22 protein-coding genes and 2 tRNA genes are annotated in these 19,885 nt (G+C 71.8%); 14 read left to right on the top strand and 10 right to left on the bottom strand.

Features of this window, described 5'->3' with window-relative positions; genetic code table 11:
• The first annotated feature begins 44 nt into the window (after positions 1–44).
• The 9 genes from J2X46_RS10085 to J2X46_RS10045 all read left to right on the top strand — a co-directional run bounded on the left by J2X46_RS10085 (position 45) and on the right by J2X46_RS10045 (position 6,158).
• Positions 45–117 (top strand) — tRNA-Ala (locus J2X46_RS10085).
• A 4-nt stretch (positions 118–121) separates the two neighbouring features.
• Positions 122–661, top strand: a complete 540-nt coding sequence (locus J2X46_RS10080; RefSeq protein ID WP_310249735.1) for a hypothetical protein — start codon at positions 122–124, stop codon at positions 659–661.
• A 61-nt stretch (positions 662–722) separates the two neighbouring features.
• Positions 723–1,394, top strand: coding sequence for a leucine efflux protein LeuE (gene leuE / locus J2X46_RS10075; protein WP_310249733.1), 672 nt, complete (start codon positions 723–725; stop codon positions 1,392–1,394).
• A 121-nt stretch (positions 1,395–1,515) separates the two neighbouring features.
• Positions 1,516–1,848, top strand: a complete 333-nt coding sequence (locus J2X46_RS10070) for a YciI family protein (protein ID WP_310249731.1) — start codon at positions 1,516–1,518, stop codon at positions 1,846–1,848.
• Between the two features lie 54 nt (positions 1,849–1,902).
• A complete protein-coding gene (locus tag J2X46_RS10065) occupies positions 1,903–3,138 on the top strand; it encodes an RNA polymerase sigma factor (RefSeq protein WP_310249730.1) in 1,236 nt (411 codons plus the stop codon).
• Between the two features lie 38 nt (positions 3,139–3,176).
• Positions 3,177–3,923, top strand: a complete 747-nt coding sequence (locus J2X46_RS10060; protein WP_310249728.1) for an SURF1 family protein — start codon at positions 3,177–3,179, stop codon at positions 3,921–3,923.
• Positions 3,924–3,948: 25 nt separating this feature from the next.
• A complete protein-coding gene (locus J2X46_RS10055) occupies positions 3,949–4,281 on the top strand; it encodes a DUF3817 domain-containing protein (protein WP_310249726.1) in 333 nt (110 codons plus the stop codon).
• Positions 4,282–4,290: 9 nt separating this feature from the next.
• Complete coding sequence (locus J2X46_RS10050) at positions 4,291–5,121, top strand: patatin-like phospholipase family protein (protein ID WP_310249723.1); 831 nt, start codon at positions 4,291–4,293, stop codon at positions 5,119–5,121.
• Positions 5,122–5,123: 2 nt separating this feature from the next.
• Positions 5,124–6,158, top strand: coding sequence for a lysophospholipid acyltransferase family protein (locus J2X46_RS10045; protein ID WP_310249721.1), 1,035 nt, complete (start codon positions 5,124–5,126; stop codon positions 6,156–6,158).
• Positions 6,159–6,204: 46 nt separating this feature from the next.
• Here the strand turns inward: J2X46_RS10045 and J2X46_RS10040 are convergent, their stop codons facing one another.
• Positions 6,205–6,981 carry a hypothetical protein gene (locus J2X46_RS10040; protein ID WP_310249719.1) on the bottom strand — a complete coding sequence of 259 codons (777 nt, stop codon included), beginning with the start codon at positions 6,979–6,981 and terminating at the stop codon, positions 6,205–6,207.
• 155 nt (positions 6,982–7,136) lie between these two features.
• On the opposite strand from J2X46_RS10040, the gene J2X46_RS10035 reads away from it, so the two are divergent.
• Together J2X46_RS10035 and J2X46_RS10030 are read left to right on the top strand one after the other, a co-directional pair.
• Entirely contained in the window at positions 7,137–7,649 is a 513-nt protein-coding gene (locus J2X46_RS10035) for a peptidylprolyl isomerase (RefSeq protein WP_310249718.1), read from the top strand.
• Between the two features lie 32 nt (positions 7,650–7,681).
• On the top strand, positions 7,682–8,629 hold the full coding sequence (locus tag J2X46_RS10030; protein ID WP_310249717.1) for a rhomboid family intramembrane serine protease: 948 nt from the start codon (positions 7,682–7,684) through the stop codon (positions 8,627–8,629).
• A gap of 377 nt (positions 8,630–9,006) precedes the next feature.
• Here the strand turns inward: J2X46_RS10030 and J2X46_RS10025 are convergent, their stop codons facing one another.
• On the bottom strand, positions 9,007–9,459 hold the full coding sequence (locus J2X46_RS10025) for a cell division protein CrgA (protein WP_310249715.1): 453 nt from the start codon (positions 9,457–9,459) through the stop codon (positions 9,007–9,009).
• A 91-nt stretch (positions 9,460–9,550) separates the two neighbouring features.
• Here J2X46_RS10025 and J2X46_RS10020 point away from each other — a divergent pair, with 91 nt between their 5' ends.
• Entirely contained in the window at positions 9,551–10,303 is a 753-nt protein-coding gene (locus J2X46_RS10020) for a DUF881 domain-containing protein (RefSeq protein ID WP_310249714.1), read from the top strand.
• Positions 10,304–10,310: 7 nt separating this feature from the next.
• Here J2X46_RS10020 and pknB read toward each other — a convergent pair whose 3' ends face one another.
• Genes pknB through J2X46_RS09985 form a run of 7 tightly spaced genes read right to left on the bottom strand, consistent with a single transcriptional unit; the run spans position 10,311 to position 18,871 of the window.
• Entirely contained in the window at positions 10,311–12,083 is a 1,773-nt protein-coding gene (gene pknB / locus J2X46_RS10015) for a Stk1 family PASTA domain-containing Ser/Thr kinase (RefSeq protein ID WP_310249712.1), read from the bottom strand.
• Complete coding sequence (locus J2X46_RS10010; protein ID WP_310249711.1) at positions 12,080–13,558, bottom strand: protein kinase domain-containing protein; 1,479 nt, start codon at positions 13,556–13,558, stop codon at positions 12,080–12,082. The genes pknB and J2X46_RS10010 overlap by 4 nt, the downstream gene beginning before the upstream one ends.
• Positions 13,555–15,015: a penicillin-binding protein 2 gene (locus J2X46_RS10005; RefSeq protein ID WP_310249709.1), complete on the bottom strand. Its 1,461-nt coding sequence runs from the start codon at positions 15,013–15,015 to the stop codon at positions 13,555–13,557. Before J2X46_RS10005 ends, J2X46_RS10010 begins: the two co-directional genes overlap by 4 nt.
• Entirely contained in the window at positions 15,012–16,418 is a 1,407-nt protein-coding gene (locus J2X46_RS10000) for an FtsW/RodA/SpoVE family cell cycle protein (RefSeq protein WP_310249708.1), read from the bottom strand. Before J2X46_RS10000 ends, J2X46_RS10005 begins: the two co-directional genes overlap by 4 nt.
• A gap of 14 nt (positions 16,419–16,432) precedes the next feature.
• Positions 16,433–17,692, bottom strand: coding sequence for a protein phosphatase 2C domain-containing protein (locus tag J2X46_RS09995; RefSeq protein ID WP_310249707.1), 1,260 nt, complete (start codon positions 17,690–17,692; stop codon positions 16,433–16,435).
• On the bottom strand, positions 17,689–18,162 hold the full coding sequence (locus tag J2X46_RS09990; protein ID WP_310249706.1) for an FHA domain-containing protein: 474 nt from the start codon (positions 18,160–18,162) through the stop codon (positions 17,689–17,691). Before J2X46_RS09990 ends, J2X46_RS09995 begins: the two co-directional genes overlap by 4 nt.
• Complete coding sequence (locus J2X46_RS09985) at positions 18,155–18,871, bottom strand: DUF3662 and FHA domain-containing protein (RefSeq protein ID WP_310249705.1); 717 nt, start codon at positions 18,869–18,871, stop codon at positions 18,155–18,157. Before J2X46_RS09985 ends, J2X46_RS09990 begins: the two co-directional genes overlap by 8 nt.
• Before the next feature lie 187 nt (positions 18,872–19,058).
• Between J2X46_RS09985 and J2X46_RS09980 the strand changes: the two genes are divergently transcribed.
• Together J2X46_RS09980 and J2X46_RS09975 are read left to right on the top strand one after the other, a co-directional pair.
• Positions 19,059–19,144: transfer RNA gene (locus J2X46_RS09980), tRNA-Leu, on the top strand.
• A 58-nt stretch (positions 19,145–19,202) separates the two neighbouring features.
• Positions 19,203–19,499: a hypothetical protein gene (locus J2X46_RS09975; protein WP_310249704.1), complete on the top strand. Its 297-nt coding sequence runs from the start codon at positions 19,203–19,205 to the stop codon at positions 19,497–19,499.
• Here the strand turns inward: J2X46_RS09975 and J2X46_RS09970 are convergent.
• Positions 19,496–19,858 carry a YciI family protein gene (locus J2X46_RS09970; protein ID WP_310249702.1) on the bottom strand — a complete coding sequence of 121 codons (363 nt, stop codon included), beginning with the start codon at positions 19,856–19,858 and terminating at the stop codon, positions 19,496–19,498. The two genes, J2X46_RS09975 and J2X46_RS09970, sit on opposite strands and share 4 nt — an antisense overlap.
• Positions 19,859–19,885: the final 27 nt, after the last annotated feature.

Genomic DNA, 19,885 nt, shown 5'->3' with positions numbered 1-19,885 from the left:
CACCCGCTGGTTGAGGGGGTCGCGCAGCGACCGTCTCGAAACCCGGGGCCTTGGCGCAATTGGTAGCGCACCTGCTTTGCAAGCAGGGGGTTAGGGGTTCGAGTCCCCTAGGCTCCACAAGATGAATCCGTGCCGCCTCCTCGTCGTGGGAGCCAGCGGCTCCGGCACCACCACGCTCGGTCGGGCGCTCGCCACGAGGTGGGCGGTGCCCCACGCGGACGCCGACGACTACTTCTGGCAGCCGACCGCGCCGGCGTACGTCGAGCAGCGTCCCGTGCCGGACCGGCTGCGGCTGATGGCGGAGCTGTTCCTGCCGCGCGATGCGTGGGTGCTGTCCGGGTCGGTGATGGGCTGGGATGGGTCGCTGCTCGAGCACCTGGACGCCGTGGTCTTCTGCTCGCTCGACCAGGACGTCCGGCTCGAGCGGCTGCGGGCGCGCGAGGTCGTCCGGTACGGCAGTCGCATCGAGGCCGGCGGTGACCGTGCCGAGGCGTTCGAGGAGTTCCTCACCTGGGCGACCGGCTACGAGGACCCGGCCTTCGACGGCCGCAACCGGGCCGGCCACGAGGAGTGGCTCGCCACGCTCGACGTCCCGGTGCTCCGGGCCGACACCACGCGTCCGGTCGACGAGCTCGTCACCGAGCTCGTGGCGCCGGTGTGACCTCGCGCCCATCCCTCGAAATCGGTCGGCCCGGCCGAGGCGGTGGTCCCACACTGGAACTGTGCTGGGCATCACCGACCTCCCGACCTACCTCGTCGGCCTCATCCTGATCATCCTGCTCCCGGGTCCGAACTCGCTCTACGTCCTCTCCGTCGCCGCGCGGCGCGGGGTGCGCACCGGGTACGCCGCCGCAGCCGGCGTGTGGACGGGCGACGCCGTGCTGATGACGCTGTCCGCCGCCGGCGTGGCCTCGCTGCTCCAGGCCAACGAGGCGGCGTTCAGCGTGGTGAAGTGGGCGGGAGCGTCGTACCTGCTGTGGCTCGCGGTCGGCATGCTCCGCTCGGCCTGGGGCATGTGGCGCTCGCGCCGCACGGTCGCCGAGCAGCTCGCCGACGCGACGGCCGAGGCCGGCGTCGAGCCGAAGGCGAGGGGCGAGCGGCCCTACCGCCGCGCGCTGGTGATCAGCCTGCTCAACCCCAAGGCGATCCTGTTCTTCGTCGCCTTCTTCGTGCAGTTCGTCGACCCGGCCTACGCCCACCCGGCGGTCTCGTTCCTCGCACTGGGCACGTTGGCGACGCTCGCCAGCGCGGCGTACCTCAGCGTCCTCATCGTCAGCGGCACCCACCTGGCCGAGGCCTTCCGGCGTCGCAAGGCGCTCTCCGCGGGAGCGACCTCGGCCGTGGGCGCGGTCTTCGTCGGCTTCGCCGTGAAGCTCGCCCTCGCCTCCGCCTGATGGACTTCCACTCGTGTGAGTGGAAGTCCATCGGTGCTGCTGTCGTATCGGCCCACCCGTCTTCGTGGTACTGGTGAGAGGCCGTCCGGCAGGGGTGGCCGCAACCGATGGGATGATCGACATGCACTACCTCCTCACCGTCATCGGCGACAGCACCAACGAGGTCGACGACTCCGAGCCCGGCGCCGTCGGCGCCTTCAACGACCAGCTCAAGGCCGACGGGCACTGGGTCTTCGGCGGCGGCCTGACCGCACCCGAGCACGCGACGGTCACCGACAACCGCGGCACCGCGCCTGTCTTCACCGACGGACCGTTCGTGGAGTCGAAGGAGTACCTCGCCGGCTTCTGGGTCGTCGAGGCCGACGACCTCGACGTCGCGCTTGCGCTCTCGACCGGCGCCTCGCGCGCGTGCAACCGCAAGATCGAGGTCCGGCCGTTCGACGGGCTCGCCTGACGTGATCGCAGGTTTCGAGGCTCGCTCCGCTCGCACCTCAACCAGCGAGCGACCGTGAACGACGCCGGCGAGGCCGTCGCGCGGGTCCACCACGAGGAGTGGGCCCGCATCGTGGCCACCCTCGCCCGCCGCTTCGGCGACCTCGACATCGCGGAGGAGGCGGCCGCCGAGGCGTTCGCCGTCGCCGTCGAGCGGTGGCCCGTCGACGGCGTGCCGCCCATCCCCGGCGCCTGGCTGACCACGACGGCCGGCAACAAGGCGCTCGACCGGGTACGTCGCGAGGGCAAGCGCGACGACAAGCAGAAGCAGGCGCACATGCTCACCGACCAGCTCTCCGGACCACCCGAACCCACCGGCGCGATCGAGGACGAACGGCTCCGCCTGGTCTTCACCTGCGCCCACCCGGCGCTCGCGCCCGAGGCGCGGGTCGCCCTCACCCTTCGCATGGTCGGCGGCCTCACCGTCGCCGAGATCGCCCGCGCCTTCCTCGTCCAGGAGACGACGATGGCGCAGCGGATCACCCGGGCGAAGGCCAAGATCAAGGCCGCCGGCATCCCTTACCGCGTGCCCGAGGCGGCCGACCTGCCGACGCGGGTCGACGGCGTGCTCACCGTGCTCTACCTCGTCTTCAACGAGGGCTACCTCGCCAGCAGCGCAGACGCCGACCCGGTGCGCGCCGACCTCACCGGCGAGGCGATCCGGCTGACCCGGCTGGTCGCCGAGCTGCTGCCCGACGAGGGCGAGGTCGCCGGCCTGCTCGCGCTGATGCTGCTCATCGAGGCCCGCCGCCCGGCGCGGGTCTCGGCCGGCGGCGAGCTGGTCACCCTCGACCAGCAGGACCGCGGCGCCTGGGACCGCGCGCTGATCGCCGAGGGCCACGCGCTGGTACGACGACGGCTCGCGTCGGGCCAGGCACCGGGTCGCTACCAGGTGCTCGCTGCCATCAACGCCGTCCACACCGACGCCCCCGACGCCCGGGACACCGACTGGTCGCAGGTGGTCGCGCTCTACGACCAGCTGACCCGGCTCGACCCCTCACCCGTCGTCGCGCTCAACCGCGCGATCGCGGTCGCCGAGCTCGACGGCCCGCAGGTGGGGCTCGCCCAGGTCGACGCGCTCGCCGGCGACCTCGACGGCTACCACGCCTTCCACGCCACCCGGGCCGACCTGCTCCGTCGCCTGGGCCGCGGGCCGGAGGCGCGGGAGGCCTACGACCGGGCGATCGGGCTGGCCGGCAACACCGCCGAGGCGTCGTACCTCACCCGGCGGCGCGACGAGCTCGCGACCTGAGGCCGGGCGGTCACCGGGCGGCTGGGACAATCGAGCCCGTGACCGCGCCCCGCCGACCCGGCCTGCTGACCGACCTCGGCGCAGCGGTCCTCGCGCTGGTGCTGGTCGGCATCGCGGGCTGGCTCGGGAAGTGGCAGTACGACGCCTGGCAGGCCCACCGCGACGCCGAGTCGCGCGACCTCTCCGGGGTCGCGGCCGTGCCGCTCGACGACGTGATGGGCAGCGACGACCCGTTCCCCGCGCCCGACCTGGGCCGGCCGGTCGAGGTCTCGGGCGAGTGGCTCGACGGCGGCTTCTGGGTGCAGAACCGCACCTACGACGGCACCGACGGCTACTGGGCCGTCGCCCCGCTCCATGTCGGCGACGCCGCCGTGCTCGTCGTACGCGGCTGGGCGCCCGAGCCGGACGACGCGCTGCTCGCGGCCACGGGAGATGCCGATGTGGTGGGCTGGATCCAGGCGCCCGAGGGGAGCCTGGTCACCGACGACGACCCGGACGACGACGTCTTCCCCGAGATCCGCGTCGCCGACGCCGTGCAGCGCGTCGACGTCGACCTCTACTCCGCCTACCTCATCAGCCAGGACCCTGCACCCGGGCTCGAGCCGGCCGAGCTCGCGGCGCTGCCGGAGCCGGGTCGCTTCACGGGCGTGCGCAACCTGCTCTACGCCTTCGAGTGGTGGGTCTTCGGCGCCTTCGCGGCCTTCATCTGGTGGCGCTGGCGCCGCGACGTGGTGACCGGGGTCACCAGCCCGCTCAACGCGCGGGGGGACGCTCCGCGGACGTGACCACCCGCTCGATAAGTTGAGCGTCGTGCGTCCCCTCTTCACCACCTACCGCGTGCTCGCGCTCGTCGTCGGCGTCGCGCTCGCGTTCTGCGCGCTGGTCGCGGCCCCGATGAAGTACCTCTTCCCCGAGGGCAGCAGCATCCAGGAGCTCGGGGAGTCCCTCGGCATCCTGTGGGCACTGCACGGGACGCTCTACATGGTCTACTTCCTCGTCGCGCTGATCCTGGCCTACCGCGCGCGCTGGACCCCGAAGTTCACCGCGCTCATGCTCATCGCCGGCCTGGTTCCGCTGCTGATGTTCTTCGTCGAGCACCGGGTGGTGCAGCGGGTGCGCACGGAGTACCCCGAACTGGCCTAAGGTCGGGCCGTGACCACCACCGCGTTCGTGCTCGGCGGGGGCGGGGTCCTCGGCGCCGTCGAGGTCGGCATGTTGCGGGCCCTGCTCGAGCGCGGCATCGTCCCCGACCTCGTGCTCGGCACCAGCGTCGGCGCGCTGAACGGCGCGATGGTCGCGCGCCGTCCGGACGTCTCCGTCGTGGACCGGCTCACCGAGCTGTGGGCGGCGACCGCGGAGGGCAAGGACGTGTACGGCGACCGGCCGCTGCGCACGGTCCGCCGGGCCGTCTCGACCGGCACCCACATCTACTCCTCCGCGCCGCTGCGGCTCCGGCTCGAGGAGGAGTTCGGCGAGACCCGGTTCGAGGACCTGCCGGTCAGCTTCGGCGTGTGCGCCGCGAGCATCGAGCGGGCCGCCGAGCACTGGTTCACCTCGGGCCCGATCGTGCCGGCGATCCTGGCCAGTGCCGCCGTGCCCGGGCTGCTGCCGCCGGCGGAGATCGACGGCGAGCACTTCCTCGACGGCGGCCTGGTGAACTCCATCCCGGTGGGCCGCGCGGTCGAGCTGGGGGCGACGCGGATCTTCGTGCTCCAGGTCGGCCGCATCGACCGGCCGCTCAAGGCACCGAGCCGTCCGTGGGAGGTGGCCCGGGTGAGCTTCGAGGTCGCCCGCCGTCACCGCTTCATGCGCGACATGGCGACGATCCCCGAGGGTGTCGAGGCCCACGTGCTGCCGGCCGCCGGCACCTCGGCGCGCGACGACTCCCTGCGCGCCTACCGCGACTTCGCCCGCGTGCAGGCCCGCATCGACGCGACGTACGACGCCTCGCGCGCCTACCTCGACGAAGCCCTGGGCGCGTAGCCGTGTCGAGCGCGCTGGTCTGGGTCCTGCGGCGCTTGGTCGTCGCACCCGCCGTCGTCGGGCTCACCGTGCTGGTCTGGGTGACCCTGCCGGCGTGGCTGCTGGTCGCCGCCGCGCTGGCGCCGGTCCTCCCGGGTCGGTGGCGCGCGCTGCGCCTGCTCTGGGTGGTGCTGGTCTACCTGACCTTCGAGACGCTCCTGCTCGCGGTGATGCTCGGGCTGTGGCTGGCCAGTGGCTTCGGCTGGAGGATCCGCTCGCCCTACTTCGCCGGGATCCACTACGACCTCGTGCAGGGCACCCTGATCGTCTTCTTCCGCGAGGCCCGCCGGGTGCTCGCGCTGCGGATCCGCAGCGACGGGCCGCACCCGCCGCGCGTGCCCGACGGACCCGTGCTGGTGATGTGCCGGCACGCCGGGCCGGGCGACTCCTTCATCCTGATGTACGCCCTGCTGCACTGGTACCACCGCGAGCCGCGCGTGGTGCTGAAGAACACCCTCGCCTGGGACCCGGCGATCGGCGTGGTGCTCCGACGCATCCCCGCTCGGTTCATCTCGCCCAACCCCGACGTCGGCGAGGACCTCGAGTCGCAGATCGCCGCCCTCGCGACCGGCCTGGACCACAACGACGCCTTCGTGATCTTCCCCGAGGGCGGCAACTTCACCCCGGGTCGTCGCGACCGCGCCATCGCGCGGCTCCGCAAGCTCGGCCTGGAGCGGATGGCGCGGCGGGCCGAGCAGATGACCCACGTCCTGGCGCCTCGCCCGGGCGGCGTACTGGCGGCGCTCGAGGCGGCACCTGACGCCGACGTGCTGCTGGTGGGTCACACCGGGCTGGACCACCTGGTCACCGTCAGCGACGTGTGGCGCGAGCTGCCGATGGACAAGCAGATCATCATGCGGTGGTGGCAGGTTCCGCGCTCGGAGATCCCCGAGGGCCGCGAGGCGCGCATCGAGTGGCTCTACGGCTGGTGGGAGCACATCGACGCCTGGGTCGAGGAGAACCGGGTCGTGGTCGATACGCCGACGGGCGGTGCGTGAGGAGGAATCCCCCTCACGCACCGCCCGTGGCGATGTCGGCGTGTGGCTACTTCTTCTGCGGCACGTCGTCGATGTCGATGATCTCCGCGGGGTCCTCGGGCGTGGTCGCCTCCTGCGGCTCCTCGGCGGCGTCGCTGATCGCCTCGCCCGGAGCACCGCCGCCGACGTCCTCGCTGCTCGGGGGCTCCTCGGTCACCACGTCGTCAGCCGTGGCGGCCTCGGGGAGCGGGTCGACGGCCGCCTCGTCGGGCACCGGCGTCACCGGGGGTGCGGGCGCCGGCGGGGCGGGCGGAGTGTAGGTCGACTGCCAGTGGGCGCTGTCGTCCTGCTTCTGGCGCAGCTTGGAGAACACCACGCCACCGATCGCGAGCAGCCCGCTGATCAGCAGGAGCTTCTTGAGCTTGCCGCCCTTGGGCTCGGGCTCGACGCCGCGCAGCTCGTTGACCTTGGCGGTCGCGAGGTCGCGGCCCTCGGCCGCCCGCTCGGCCGCGATCGCTGCGGCGACGGAGGCCTTGTCGGCGGCGGCGGCGCGGGCCTCGGCCAGGAGGGGCGCGGCCTTCTCTCGGGCCTCGGCACCCTTCTCGGCCGCGATGGCGGCACCGGCCGACGCCTTCTCGGCGGCGAGCGCGCGGCCCTCGGCGATCAGGGGCGTCGCCTTGTCACGTGCGTCGGCGAGGGCGGGCCCGGCCTTGTCGCCGGCCTTCTCCACCGCCTCGACGGCCTGCTCCCACGCCGATTCCAACTGGGGTCGAACGGTGTCCGAGAGCTGCTCGACATAGTCGTGGGCCCGGTCCATGAGGGACTTCTTGCGGCCGAAAGGCATGCGTGACCTCCTCAGTCAGTGATGTCTCCATCTCACCACGCCCACCCACACGCGGCCAGCCCCGTCCGGGTGAGGGGCTCCACCGTGGGCCCGCATGGCAGGATCGACTCGCACCCGCGACACCCGTGAGTCACACATCCGAGAGGCACAATCCCATGGCCGACCCCAAGGCGACCTTCAAGACCAACCGGGGCGACATCGTCGTCAACCTGTTCCCCCACCACGCCCCCGAGACCGTCGAGAACTTCGTCGGCCTGGCAGAGGGCACCAAGGACTACCGCGACGACGCGGGCCGCAGCGGGGAGAAGTACTACGACGGCCTCGGCTTCCACCGCGTCATCGACGGCTTCATGATCCAGGGCGGCTGCCCGCTCGGCACCGGCACCGGCGGCCCGGGCTACACGTTCAAGGACGAGATCCACCCCGAGCTCGTCTTCGACAAGCCCTACCTGCTCGCGATGGCGAACGCCGGCCCGGGCACCAACGGCTCGCAGTTCTTCATCACCGTGGGCGCGACCCCGTGGCTCAACCGCAAGCACACCATCTTCGGTGAGGTGGCCGACCAGGCCAGCCGCGACGTCGTCGACGCCATCGCCACCACCGCCACCGGCGCGATGGACCGTCCGGTCGACGCGGTGGTCATCGAGTCGCTCACCATCGAGCACTGACCGGTCCGACCGCGCCCCAACCGAAGGCCTCGATGACCCAGCCCTCCGACGACCCGGCCGCGACCGGGGTGCCCACCTGCTACCGGCACCCCGGTCGCGAGACCTGGATCCGCTGCCAGCGCTGCAACCGGCCGATCTGCCCGGACTGCATGCGTGACGCGGCCGTGGGCTTCCAGTGCCCGCACTGCGTGCACAAGGCCAACCAGGGCTCGCGCCAGAACCGGGCGATGTACGGCGGCGAGCGCAGCGCCGACCCGCGGCTGACGTCGTACGTCCTGATCGGCATCAACGCCGTCATCTGGCTCGTCATCACCGCCACCGGTGGGGCTCGCTCCCGGCTGGCCGACGTCTTCGCGCTCGCGCCGACCGGCCTGTGCGCCCTCGACGACGGATCGGGTCGCTACTACCCCTCCGTCAACGACCAGGCGACCTGTGCGATGCTCCCGACGACGACCTGGCACGCCGGTGTCGCAGACGGCGCGTGGTGGCAGCTGATCACCAGCGTCTTCACCCACGTGGAGATCTGGCACATCGCGATGAACATGTTCGCGCTGTTCCTCTTCGGCCCGGCCCTCGAGGGCATCATCGGCAGGACCCGCTTCCTCGCGGTCTACCTCCTTGCCGGGCTCGGCGGGTCGGTGATGGTGCTCTACCTGAGCAACGAGAACGGCTCGACCGTCGGCGCCTCCGGTGCCCTCTTCGGGCTCCTCGGCGCCCTGCTGGTCACCGCCAACAAGGCGCGGCTCAACTCGCAGTGGCTGGTGCAGAACCTGATGCTCGGCGTCATCGTCACCGTCGTCGGCTGGCAGGCCATCTCCTGGCAGGGGCACCTCGGCGGGTTCCTCGGCGGCGCCGCGGCCGCCGGGATCATCGCCTACGCCCCCAAGGGCAACCGCAGCCTCATCCAGTGGGGAGGCCTCGCCGCCCTCACCATCGGCCTGGTCTGGCTCGCGCTCGTGCGCATCGTCCAGCTCGGCTGAGCAGCCCCGTCCACAGCCCCCGCACCGTCGTCGTACCCCGCGTACGCCGGTCGCGGGGGCTGCTGCATTTCCCACAGGTGTGCACACGGTTGTGGATAACTACACGCGTGTAATTCTCCACAGGAGTTCTCCACAGTGTGGAAATCCGAACGCGTGGTCGAGCGGCCTGGCCAGTGATCCCCGGTCAGCCGGGGATCACTGAACATGTCGGCCCATGCACGGCCTGACAAGTTGAGGGAGAGCCCGACAACCCAGCCAAAGAGCACTCGAAATCGACTCGAGCGGTGAGAGAGACGCCTCCCCTTCCCCAGGAAGGCGCCTCACTCACCGCTCGAGGCGACGAATGACTGCGGCTGCTCAGCAGCCGCGGGAGAAACCTACTCCCACTTGGTCGCGAAGCTGAACCCGACCGCCATGAACGCGATGCCGACGACGAGGTTCCACTGGCCGAGGTCGTTGAAGATCCACAGCTTGGAGAGGTCGTCGGAGAAGACGTAGAAGGTGCAGATCCACAGCAGGCCGATCAGGAAGCAGGCCAGCATGGCGACCACCACGCCGCGGCCACGTCCGAGCGGGGTGGAGGGGTGCGCGGAGACCATCAGGCCGATCATGAACACGCCGAAGCCGATGGCGTAGTTCCACCTCCCGAGGTCGGCGATCGCCTTGGGCGACCCCTCGACGGGCGGGAAGGCGAGCGGGTTGCCGCGCGGGCCGACGTAGTAGTAGGCCAGCCAGGCGATGCCGGCGACGATGAGGAGCAGGGCGATCAGGAACCTGAGGGAGAAGAGGCCTTCCTTCTCCGAGGTGGTGACCGTCGTGGACTTCGACACTGCTGCTCCTGTGGCTCGGCTGGGTTCGTCGGCGTTCGCGCGACGCCCGTCGCGGACGCTCGGCGCCCGCCGGGGGGTTAGCGTAGTCGCCATGCCCTCGCCGCCCCACTCTTCCCCCGGACGCCGTCGCGTCTGGCGGGTGGCGACGCCGCTCGTCGTGCTCCTCAGCGGGACGCTGTTCGCGGTGAGCGCGGAGCAGAGCGACGGCCTCGACCTGCGCGCCGGGCGGCTCACCGACCTCGCGTCGGTGGTGCGCGCCGAGCGCGACGAGGCCGGCGACCTGACCGCCCAGGCCGCCGAGCTGAACGGCGAGGTCGAGGCCCTCAGTGCCGAGCTGGGAGACCGGTCGGTGGCGCGCGCACAGGACGAGATCGCGACCCTCGTCGACCCGGCCGGCCTCACCGAGAAGAGCGGCGCGGCCGTGCAGGTCACCCTCGACGACGCCACCGAGGAGGCCCGGCTCAACTATGACGGCAACCCGAACGACCTCGTCGTGCACCAGCAGGACATCCAGGCGGTCGCCAACGCGATGTGGAACGCCGGCGCGGTCGCGGTCACGATCCAGGGCCAGCGGCTGATCTCGACCACCGGCATCAAGTGCGAGGGCAACCAGGTCACCCTGCACGGCCTGCCCTACTCGCCGCCCTACGTCATCGTCGGCATCGGCGACCCCGCGGCGCTGGAGTCCGAGCTGATCGTCGACCCGATCCTGGCGACCTACCGCGACTACACCGTCATCCCCGGCGGTGGGGTGTCGTGGGACATGACCGCGCTCGCGTCGGCCACGGCCCCGGCCTACTCCGGCCTGCTGGACCTGACGTACGCCACCCCGATGGCGGGCTAGCCGCGCCTCAGGGGGTCGGAGGAGGAGTCGAGGGGCTCTCGGTCGGCACGGTCGGGGTCTCCGTGGGCGTCTCGGTCGGCAGCGTCGGGGTCTCGGTCGGCTCCTCGTAGGCGGAGACGAAGATCGTCACGGTGCTGTTCTGGTCGGCCGTGCCGCCCACCGGGATCTGGTCGACGACGGTGCCCTTGGGCTCGGTCGAGGTCGCGTCGACGCGGACGTCGGGGGTGAACCCGGCCTCGCGGATCGTGCGCTCGGCCTCGCCCTGCTTCATGCCGCGGACGTCCGGGATCTTCTCCGGGCCGTCGGAGTAGTAGACGGTGACGGTCGTGCCGTCGGCCACGGACTCGCCGGCGGCGGGCTCGGTGCGGAGGACCTGGAACTTGTCCTCGTCGGAGTCCTCCTCCTCGAACTTCACCTTCAACCCGGCGGCGACCAGGGTCTGGCGGGCCTCCTTGCGCAGGTTGCCGACGACGTAGGGCACCTCGACCTCGGGCTTGCCGACGGAGAGCACGAAGTCGATCGACGCGCCGGGGTCCTCGTAGGTGTCGCGGGCCGGGTCCTGGCTGATCACCAGGTCGGCGGCGACCGTGTCGGAGGGCTGCCGGTCCACCTGGCCGACGGTGAAGCCGGCGTCGACGATCGCGAGCCGCGCCTCGTCCTCGGTCATGCCGACCACGTTGGGCACGGCGTCGCGCACGGGCGCGTCGTCGAAGAGCACGTTGTTGAGCAGGTACGCGCCGCCCGCGAGCAGGGCAACGACGAGGATCGCGATGAGGACCCACCACGCGCCGCGCCCGCGCGACGGCTCGTCGCCGCGCGGCGGCGGCTGGCTCGCGGCCATGGTGCTCGTCGACTCGGCCGGCGGCACCGGCGGGACGTACTGCGTCTCCGCCGGGGGAGGTACGACGGCGGGCGCCTGGATCGGGTGGCCGGCGAGGTAGCGCTCGATGTCGGCCTTCATGGCCGCGGCGCTCTGGTAGCGGTCCTCGACCCGCTTGGCGAGCGACTTCATCACGATCGCGTCGATCTCGGGGTCGAGCTGGTCGTCGTGGTCGGACGGGGGCGAGGCCTGCTCGCGGACGTGCTGGTAGGCCACGGCCACGGGGCTGTCGCCGATGAACGGCGGCCGGCCGGTGAGGAGCTCGTAGAGCAGGCAGCCGGTGGAGTAGACGTCGGAGCGCGAGTCCACGGTCTCGCCGCGCGCCTGCTCGGGGGAGAGGTACTGCGCGGTGCCGACCACGGCCGCGGTCTGGGTCATCGTCGACGACGCGTCGGAGATCGCGCGCGCGATGCCGAAGTCCATCACCTTCACGTCGCCCGACGGCGTGAGCATCACGTTGCCGGGCTTGATGTCGCGGTGGATGATCCCCGCGCGGTGGCTGTAGTCGAGCGCCGACAGGACGCCGGCGGTGATCTCGAGGGCCCGCTCGGGCAGGATCTTGCGACCCTCGCGCAGGATGTCGCGCAGCGTGCGCCCCTCGACGCACTCCATGACGATGTAGGGCTGGGCGACGCCTGAGCCGTCGGTGGCCATCTCCTCGCCGGTGTCGTACGTCGACACGATGGCGGGGTGGTTGAGCGACGCCGAGGACTGCGCCTCGCGCCGGAAGCGGGCCTGGAACGTCGCGTCGCTGGCCAGGTCGGTGCGCAGGCGCTTCACCGCGACGGTGCGGCCCAGCCGCAGGTCGCGCCCCTTGCGGACCTCGGCCATGCCGCCGCGTCCGAGGAGCTCTCCGAGCTCGTAGCGGCCGCCGATCAGTGTCGGCTCCGACTGCGTCATCCCTGCTGGTCCTCTCCGTTGCGCGCGCCCGGTGGGGGCTTGCCGTAGTAGCTGATGGTCACGGTGTCGCCCTCCTCGAGGGTGCCACTCGGTGACACATCGACCACGACGTCCTTCTCCTGGTCCCCCGGGTTGTCGAGCTCGACCAGCTCCGGCACCAGGCCGAGCCGGGACAGCTCCTTCTCCGCGTCCTTGGCCGTGCCGCCGATGTAGTCGGCCGGGTCGACCTCGACCGTCGTCGGCGTCTCGCTCGGCGTCTCGCTCGGCGTCTCGCTGGGAGTCTCGCTCGGTGTCTCGCTGGGCGTCTCCGACGGCGTCTGGCTCGGCGTCTCGGAGGTCTGGCTCGGGGTCTGCTTCGGCGAGCGCGTCGCGGTGTCGTCGGCGTTGCCCGAAGTCGCGTCGTTCCCACGTGAGCCGAGCCAGAAGGCCAGCAGCACCGCGACCACGACCGCGAGGAGGCCGATGACGAGCGGCCACGGCGTCGTACGACGTTCGCGTGCGGCGCGCGGGGTCGGGGCAGGCGTCGGGTCAGGTGTCGGTGCCGGAGCTGCGGCCGGCATCGCCTGCGTGTGCGGCTCGGGAGCCACGGCGGGGCTCACGACGGTCGCCGCGCCCGCTCCGGCTCCCGCGACGGAGGCGGGGTCGCGCAGGGCCCGGGCGAAGGCCGCGCCGTCGACGAAGCGGTCCTCGGGCGCCTTGGCCAGCGCCCGTCGTACGACGTGGGCGAGGTCGGCGGGCACGGACGTCGGCAGCTCGGGCACGGGGTTGCGCAGGTGGGCGATGGCCGTCGCGACGGGGGTGTCGGCGAGGTAGGGCTTCTCGCCGGCGAGGCACTCGAAGGCGACCACGCCGAGCGAGTACACGTCGGAGGCGGCGGTCGCAGTGCCGCCCTCGGCCTGCTCCGGGGAGATGTAGGCCGGGGTGCCGAGCACCTGCCCGGTCTCGGTGAGGGCCATGCCCTTGGCGGCCCGGGCGATGCCGAAGTCGGTGACCTTGACCCGGCGGTCGGGGGTGACGATGAGGTTGGCCGGCTTCACGTCGCGGTGCACGATGCCCGCCGCGTGGGCGACGCCGAGGGCGTCGGCGGCCTGGGCGAGGAGGTCCTGGGCGACGGCCGGGTCGAGCGGGGCACTCGGGCGCAGCAGCGCGGACAGCGGCTGGCCCTCGACGAGCTCCATCACGAGGTAGGGGCGCGGGGTGCCGGAGCCGTCGTCGGGCGTGCTCTCGCCGAAGTCGAAGACCGCTGCGACGCCGGGGTGGTGCAGGGCGGCGGCGTGGCGGGCCTCGGTCTCGAAGCGGGTGCGGAAGAGGGGGTCGTCGGCGTACTCGGTCTTCAGCACCTTCACCGCGACCGGTCGGTCGAGCGTGGTGTCGCGGGCGGCCCAGACCTCGCCCATGCCACCGGTGGCGATGCGCGACTCGAGGACGTAGCGCCCGGCCGCGTCGACGTGTCCTCCCGGGCCGAGCGCCGTCACGGGTTGATCACCGCCTCCATGATCGCCTTCGCGATCGGGCCGCCGAGCAGGCCGCCGGCGATCTCCTCGCGGGCGGTGTCGCTCGACTGCACGAGCACGGCCACGGCGACCTTGGGGTCGTTGGCCGGGGCGAAGGAGACGAACCAGGCGTAGGGCGGACGGTCGGCGGTCGACTGCGCGGTGCCGGTCTTGCCGGCGACCTCGATGCCCGGGATCTGCGCCGGCGTCGCGGTGCCGGAGTCGACGGTGGCCACGAGCATCTTCGTGAGCTCGTCGGCCGTCGTGCTCGACATCGCCTTGCTGATGCTCTGCGGGTCGGTGCGGTCGAGCACCGACAGGTTCGGCGCGCGCACCTCGTCGACGACGTACGGGCGCATCACGTCGCCGTCGTTGGCGATCGCGGCGGCGACCATGGCCATCTGCAGCGGGGTGGCGGTGACGCTGGACTGGCCGATGCCCGACATCGCGGTCTGCGGGGCGTCCATGTCGCGCGGGTAGAGCGACTTGGCCTGGCCGCCGAGGTCCTCCAGCGAGGTGTCGTTGAAGCCGAACTTCTCGGCCTGCTCTGCCATCGCGTCGTTGCCGAGCTCGTTGGCCAGGCTGAGGAACGTCACGTTGCAGGAGACCTGCATGGCCTGGGTCATGGTGATCCGCCGACCGCCGCAGTTGCCGCCGTCGTGGTTGCGGATCGTGGTCGAGGACTGCGGCAGCTTGAAGCCGTACCCGCCCGGCACCATCGAGTCGGCGTCGTAGTTGCCGGACTCGATCGCCGCCGTCGCGGTGACCAGCTTGAACGTCGACCCGGGCGGCAGGGTCGTGCCGATCGTGCGGTTGATCAGCGGCTCGCGCTCGTCGGCGTTGAGCCGGTCGCTCGTCTCCTTCACGGCCGCGAAGTCGTGGGACGCCAGGTTGTTGGGGTCGAAGGTCGGCGTCGACGCCATGGCCAGGACCCGGCCGGTCGACGGCTCGAGCGCGACGACCGCACCCTGGGCGTCGCCGGGGAGGTTCTCCAGGCCGTCCCACGCAGCGTCCTGCGCGGCCGCGTTGACGGTGAGCTGGACGTTGCCGCCCTTGGGGTCGGAGTTGCTCAGCAGGTCGACCAGCCGCGTCACGAAGAGCCGGGAGTCGTCGCCGGCCAGCACGCTGTTCTGCGAGCGCTCCACGCCGGTCTGGCTGAAGAACGCGAAGTAGCCGGTGATCGGGGCGTACTTGAAGGGCTCGGAGTAGGTGCGCTGGAACTTGTACTTGTCGTCCGACGGCACGCTGCGCGCGATCGCCTCCTTGCCGACCAGGATCGCGCCGCGCTCGCGGGAGTACGCCGCGGTGATCACGCGGCGGTTGCGCGGGTCCTGGGAGAGGTCGTCGGAGCGGACGTACATCAGGTACGTCGCGTTGACCAGCAGCGCGAGGAAGAGCAGCAGGCAGAAGACCGAGACGACGCGGATGGGCTTGTTCACCGCAGCTTCACCACCTGCGTGTGCTCGCTGTCGGCGGCCGAGTCGTCGACGGGGTCGAGCCGGGGCGCGGGCCGCCGGGCCTGGTCGGAGATGCGCAGCAGCAGCGCGACCACCACCCAGTTGGCGACCAGCGACGAGCCGCCATAGGACAGGAAGGGCGTGGTGAGGCCGGTCAGCGGGATCAGGCCGGTGACTCCGCCGATGACGACGAAGACCTGGAGCGCGAAGATCGCGCCGAGGCCCACGGCCATCAGCTTGCCGAAGCCGTCGCGCGAGATCAGCGCGATGCGCAGCGCGCGCTCCACGATCAGGCCGTAGCAGAGCACGATCGCCATGACCGCGGTCAGGCCGAGCTCCTCGCCGATGGTGGACAGGATGAAGTCGGAGTAGGCGAACGGCACCCGCTCGGGGAAGCCGTTGCCGAAGCCGCGGCCGATCAGGCCGCCCCAGCCCATCCCGAAGAGTGCCTCGACGAGCTGGCCGCTGCCGGGGTTCTGGTCGTAGTAGTCCATCGGGTGCAGCCAGAAGTTGAAGCGGTTCTGCACGTTGCCCACGAAGGAGTACGCCGCCAGCGCACCCGCCGCGAACAGCAGGCCGCCGACCACGAGCCAGCCCGGTCGCTCGGTGGCGACGTAGAGCATGACCAGGAAGAGTCCGAAGAAGAGGAGCGAGGAGCCGAGGTCGTTCTGCAGCACCAGGATCATCATCGAGACGCCGAACATCGCCAGGATCGGGCCGAGGTCGCGGCCGCGCGGCAGGTCGACGAACACGACGCGGCGGCCGGCGAGCGCGAGGGCGTCGCGGTGCAGCACGAGGTAGCCGGAGAACGCGATCACCAGCAGCACCTTGGCGACCTCGCCGGGCTGGAAGCTGAAGCCGGCGACGTAGATCCAGATCTTGGCGCCGTTCTTGGCGCTGCCGATGACCGGGAGGAACGGCAGGATCAGCAGCACGATGCCGGCCAGGCCCGAGGTGTAGGTGAGCCGCTGCAGGGAGCGGTGGTCGCGCAGCAGGAACAGCGTCGCGACGAAGAGCACCACCCCGAGCGTCATCCACGTGAGCTGCTGGCGGGCGAAGGTGTGCTGGGACAGGCCGTTGGCCTCGTAGGTGAGGTCGAGCCGGCGGAGCACCGCGAGCCCGAGCCCGTTGAGGGCGGCGACGAGCGGCAGCAGCACCGGGTCGGCGTACGGCGCGACGAGGCGGACCGTGACGTGCGCGGCGACGATCAGCGCGGTGAGCCAGCCGCCGTAGCCGACGAGGTCGGCCGGCACGACACCCTCGACGCCCAGGCCGACGGCGGCGTAGGCCCCGATGCCGACCGCGAGCGCGAGGACGAGCAGGAACAGCTCCGCGCCCCGGCGACGCCGGTGCACGAAGCCCATGAGGGTTCCGGTCTGACTCATCGCAGGCCGCCCTGTCAGTTGACTTCCTGGCGCGCGGCGTAGTTGTCCACGGTCGAGTGCGCGTCGTCGAGGCTGTCGGCCTCGATCCCCTCGCGGACCTGTTCGGCGTCGATGTCGCTGAGCCGGTCGAGGTCGACGTCGGTGACCTCGTAGGCGTGCGAGAGCGAGATGCCGGGGAGGTCGGCGTTGAGGCCGCGGAAGATCGCGACCTTGCCGTCCTGCTCGGCGACGTAGAACTGCTGCTGGCTCCACGACCAGCCGGCGGCGAGCACGATCCACGCCAGCCCGGCGAGGACCGCGGTCACCATCAGCCGGCGCAGCCAGCGGTGGCGGCCCGGGTCGCGCGGTGCGTAGCGGGCGGCCTCGGGGTCGATCGGGTCGGCAGCGAAGGCGCCCGCGGGTACGTCGCCCGGCACGGGCGGGATCTCGCCGGTGTCGCCGGAGCGGTGGCCGCGGAACAGACCGCCGACGGCGCCGGCCACGCCGCCACCGATCGGCATCCGGCGGGGCAGGTCTGCAGCCGCGCCGACGAGCAGGGGCGTCAGCTCCTCCGGCGGCGGCTCCTCGGAGACGTCGGCCACGATGCAGGTGACGTTGTCGCTGCTGCCGGCCTCGAGGCTGGCGCGCACCATCTCGACCGCGGCGAAGTCGGGCGTGCCGGTGGAGAGGATGTCGGTGATCCGCTCGGGGCTCAGCGTGCCGCACGCGCCGTCGCTGCACACGAAGATCCGGTCACCCGGCTCGGCGGGGAACTCGAAGAGGTCGGGCTCCTCGTGGCGGATGCCGTCGAGCGCCTTGAGGATGAGGTTGCGGTGCGGGTGGGAGCGTGACTGCTCCTCGGTGATGCGGCCCTCGTCGATCAGCGACTGCACGAACGTGTGGTCGTGGGTCAGCTGACGCATCTCACCGCGGCGGTAGAGGTAGGCGCGGCTGTCGCCGATGTGGCCGAGACCGAAGCGGGTGCCGTCGAAGAGCGCGACGGTCGCGGTGGTCGAGGTGCCGTTGAGCCCGGGGTCCTCCTCGACGAGCTCGGCGATCCGGTCGTCGGCGCGGTGGATGGCGCCGGCCACCTGGCCGAGGATGTCCTCGTCGGGCTGCTGGTCCAGCTTGCGCAGCGCCTGCACGGCCGTGCTGGACGCCAGGTCACCTCGTACGGCACCGCCCACGCCGTCGCAGACGGTGAGCAGCCAGGGGCCGGCGTAGCCGCTGTCCTGGTTCTCGCGGCGCACCCGCCCCACGTCGGAGATCGCGGAGTAGTGGAGGTAGAGGGTCACTTCCGCAGCTCCAGGATGGTCTTGCCGACCCGCACCTGCACCCCGAGGCCGATGGTGGTGGGCTGGGTGATCCGGACCGGGCCGACGTAGGTGCCGTTGGTGGAGCCGAGGTCCTCGACGAACCACTCGTCGCCGCTCGCCGCGACGCGCGCGTGGCGGGTGGAGACGTAGTCGTCGTCGAGCTTGATCGCGGCATCGCTGCCGCGGCCGATGAGCAGCGGTGCGTCGGCGAGCTCGGCGCGGACGCCGGGGTTCTCGCCCTCGACCACGAGCAGGTGGGTCGGCGAGCCGCGCCGCGGCTTGCGGGTCTTGCCGCCACGACGCTCGGGCGCGGGGGCCGATCCGCGGGCGGTCTCCGGCACGCGCGCGCCGAACATGTCGGAGCGGATGACCGAGATGGCGGAGAGCACGAAGATCCAGAGGATGGCGAGGAACGCCACGCGGATCAGGAAGAGGGTCAGCTCAGACATTCCAGCCCCCGGCCTCGTCGCGCCCGCCGTCGATGCGGACGGTCATCTCGGTGTGACCGATCTTGATCAGCGAGCCGTCGCGCAGCAGCGCGCGGGACACCTTCGAGCCGTCGACCATGATGCCGTTGGTCGAGCCGAGGTCGACCGCCTCGACGCCGTCGACCGAGACCTCGAGCTCGAGGTGGCGGCGGCTGACGCCGGGGTCGTTGATGCGCAGGTCTGCCTCGGTGCCGCGGCCGATGACCAGGCCCGGCGGGCGCAGCGGGTGGCGGGTGCCGTTGACCTCGAGCGTGGCGTGCGAGGACCGGGTGCGCGTGCGCTGGTCGTTGTCGGTGACGCTGGCCTGCGCCTTGCTGCGGATCCGGAACCGGCCGGTGGTCAGGTCGTCGGCGGACTCGAAGGCCACCGAGATCGGGCCGGTGAAGACGTAGCCCTGCGCGTCGGCATGGTCCTGGAGCTGGTCGACGAGGTCCTGCTCGAGCGCGCGGCCCAGGCCGACGATGCGGTCGAGGTCGGTGACGGACAGCTCGACGTGGAAGTCGTTGGGCACCAGGCGACGCTGGCGGCTGAGCACCTGCGCGTTGTTGTCGCACTCGCGCTGGAGGGCTGCGGCGATCTCGACGGGCTGCACCGCGCTGCGGAAGGCCCGCGCGAAGACACCGGAGATCAGCTGCTCGAGCCGCTGCTCGAAGCGCTGCAGGGCGTTCACACAGGCCTCCTCTCCTCGCGTTGGTGGACGCATCGTTGTGGTGGGCGTTGTGGTGGGCAGGCATCAACGACCGCCCGGCCGGTGCCAGCGAGCGTACCGGCCGGTCGCTGCTCCGCCACGCTGCCGCCCCGCTGTCCGGCCGATTGGGAGCGCGCGCGAGCCGTGGGGTAGCCTGAGCCCGCTTCAAGCGCGAGTGGCGGAACGGCAGACGCGCTGCGTTCAGGTCGCAGTGTCCGAAAGGGCGTGGGGGTTCAAATCCCCCCTCGCGCACCACCCCACGAAGGCCCCGGACATCGTCCGGGGCCTTCGTCGTTGCTGAGATGCTCGGTCCGTGGCCGAGCCGACCGAGGACGAGAAGTGGCTCGTCGTCGACGGACGGCGCTGGCGTCGTACGGACCCGGCGATCCCCGACGACGTCCTCGCCCGGCTGAAGTCGCACCTCGGTCGTGGCCGGTCCGGCGTACGCACGGCGGAGTCCGACGCCGAGCTGGCGGCCACCCGGCACCGGACCCAGGTGGCGAAGGTCGGGCTGGGCGAGCGGGGTACGCCGTGGTGGGAGCAGACCGACTCCCAGCGGCGGGACCGCTGGGAGTCGGCGCTGGTGGAGCTGGACGGGCTGGACGACTAGCCGAGCCCGTCGAAGGCGCGGACCTCGACCTTGCCGCGGCAGGCCTTCGATCCCTCGCCCGCGAGGCGGAGCGCGGTGGCCTCGTCGGGGACGTCGATGACCCAGAAGCCGCCGATGAGCTCCTTGGACTCCAGGTAGGGGCCGTCGGTGACGACCGGTGACCCGGCCGTCCCGTCCACGACCTTGGCGGTGGTGGCGGACCGGAGGCCGCCGGCGAAGACCCAGTGGCCGTCGGCCTTGAGCTGCTCGTTGAAGGCGCCGGTGTCGGCGAAGGCCTGCTCCATCTCCTCCTTCGAGCCGTAGCTGCCGTACTCCCCGATCTCGGCGGGGCCGTGCACGGTCATCAGGTACTGCGTCATCGTTCGTCTCCTCGGTGTGGGTGTTCG

Origin of the sequence: Nocardioides sp. BE266 (assembly GCF_031457855.1) — a bacterium.
GTDB lineage: Bacteria > Actinomycetota > Actinomycetes > Propionibacteriales > Nocardioidaceae > Nocardioides.
This window is presented reverse-complemented; position numbering and strand designations above follow the sequence as displayed.

Excerpts from the sequence above, each read along its gene's own strand:
- J2X46_RS10080 (WP_310249735.1), top strand. The coding sequence starts at position 122 with ATGAATCCGTGCCGCCTCCTCGTCGTGGGAGCCAGCGGCTCCGGCACC.
- J2X46_RS10070 (WP_310249731.1), top strand. The coding sequence starts at position 1,516 with ATGCACTACCTCCTCACCGTCATCGGCGACAGCACCAACGAGGTCGAC.
- J2X46_RS10040 (WP_310249719.1), bottom strand. The coding sequence starts at position 6,981 with ATGCCTTTCGGCCGCAAGAAGTCCCTCATGGACCGGGCCCACGACTAT.
- J2X46_RS10035 (WP_310249718.1), top strand. The coding sequence starts at position 7,137 with ATGGCCGACCCCAAGGCGACCTTCAAGACCAACCGGGGCGACATCGTC.
- J2X46_RS10030 (WP_310249717.1), top strand. The coding sequence starts at position 7,682 with ATGACCCAGCCCTCCGACGACCCGGCCGCGACCGGGGTGCCCACCTGC.
- J2X46_RS10020 (WP_310249714.1), top strand. The coding sequence starts at position 9,551 with ATGCCCTCGCCGCCCCACTCTTCCCCCGGACGCCGTCGCGTCTGGCGG.
- pknB (WP_310249712.1), bottom strand. The coding sequence starts at position 12,083 with ATGACGCAGTCGGAGCCGACACTGATCGGCGGCCGCTACGAGCTCGGA.
- J2X46_RS10000 (WP_310249708.1), bottom strand. The coding sequence starts at position 16,418 with ATGAGTCAGACCGGAACCCTCATGGGCTTCGTGCACCGGCGTCGCCGG.
- J2X46_RS09990 (WP_310249706.1), bottom strand. The coding sequence starts at position 18,162 with ATGTCTGAGCTGACCCTCTTCCTGATCCGCGTGGCGTTCCTCGCCATC.
- J2X46_RS09970 (WP_310249702.1), bottom strand. The coding sequence starts at position 19,858 with ATGACGCAGTACCTGATGACCGTGCACGGCCCCGCCGAGATCGGGGAG.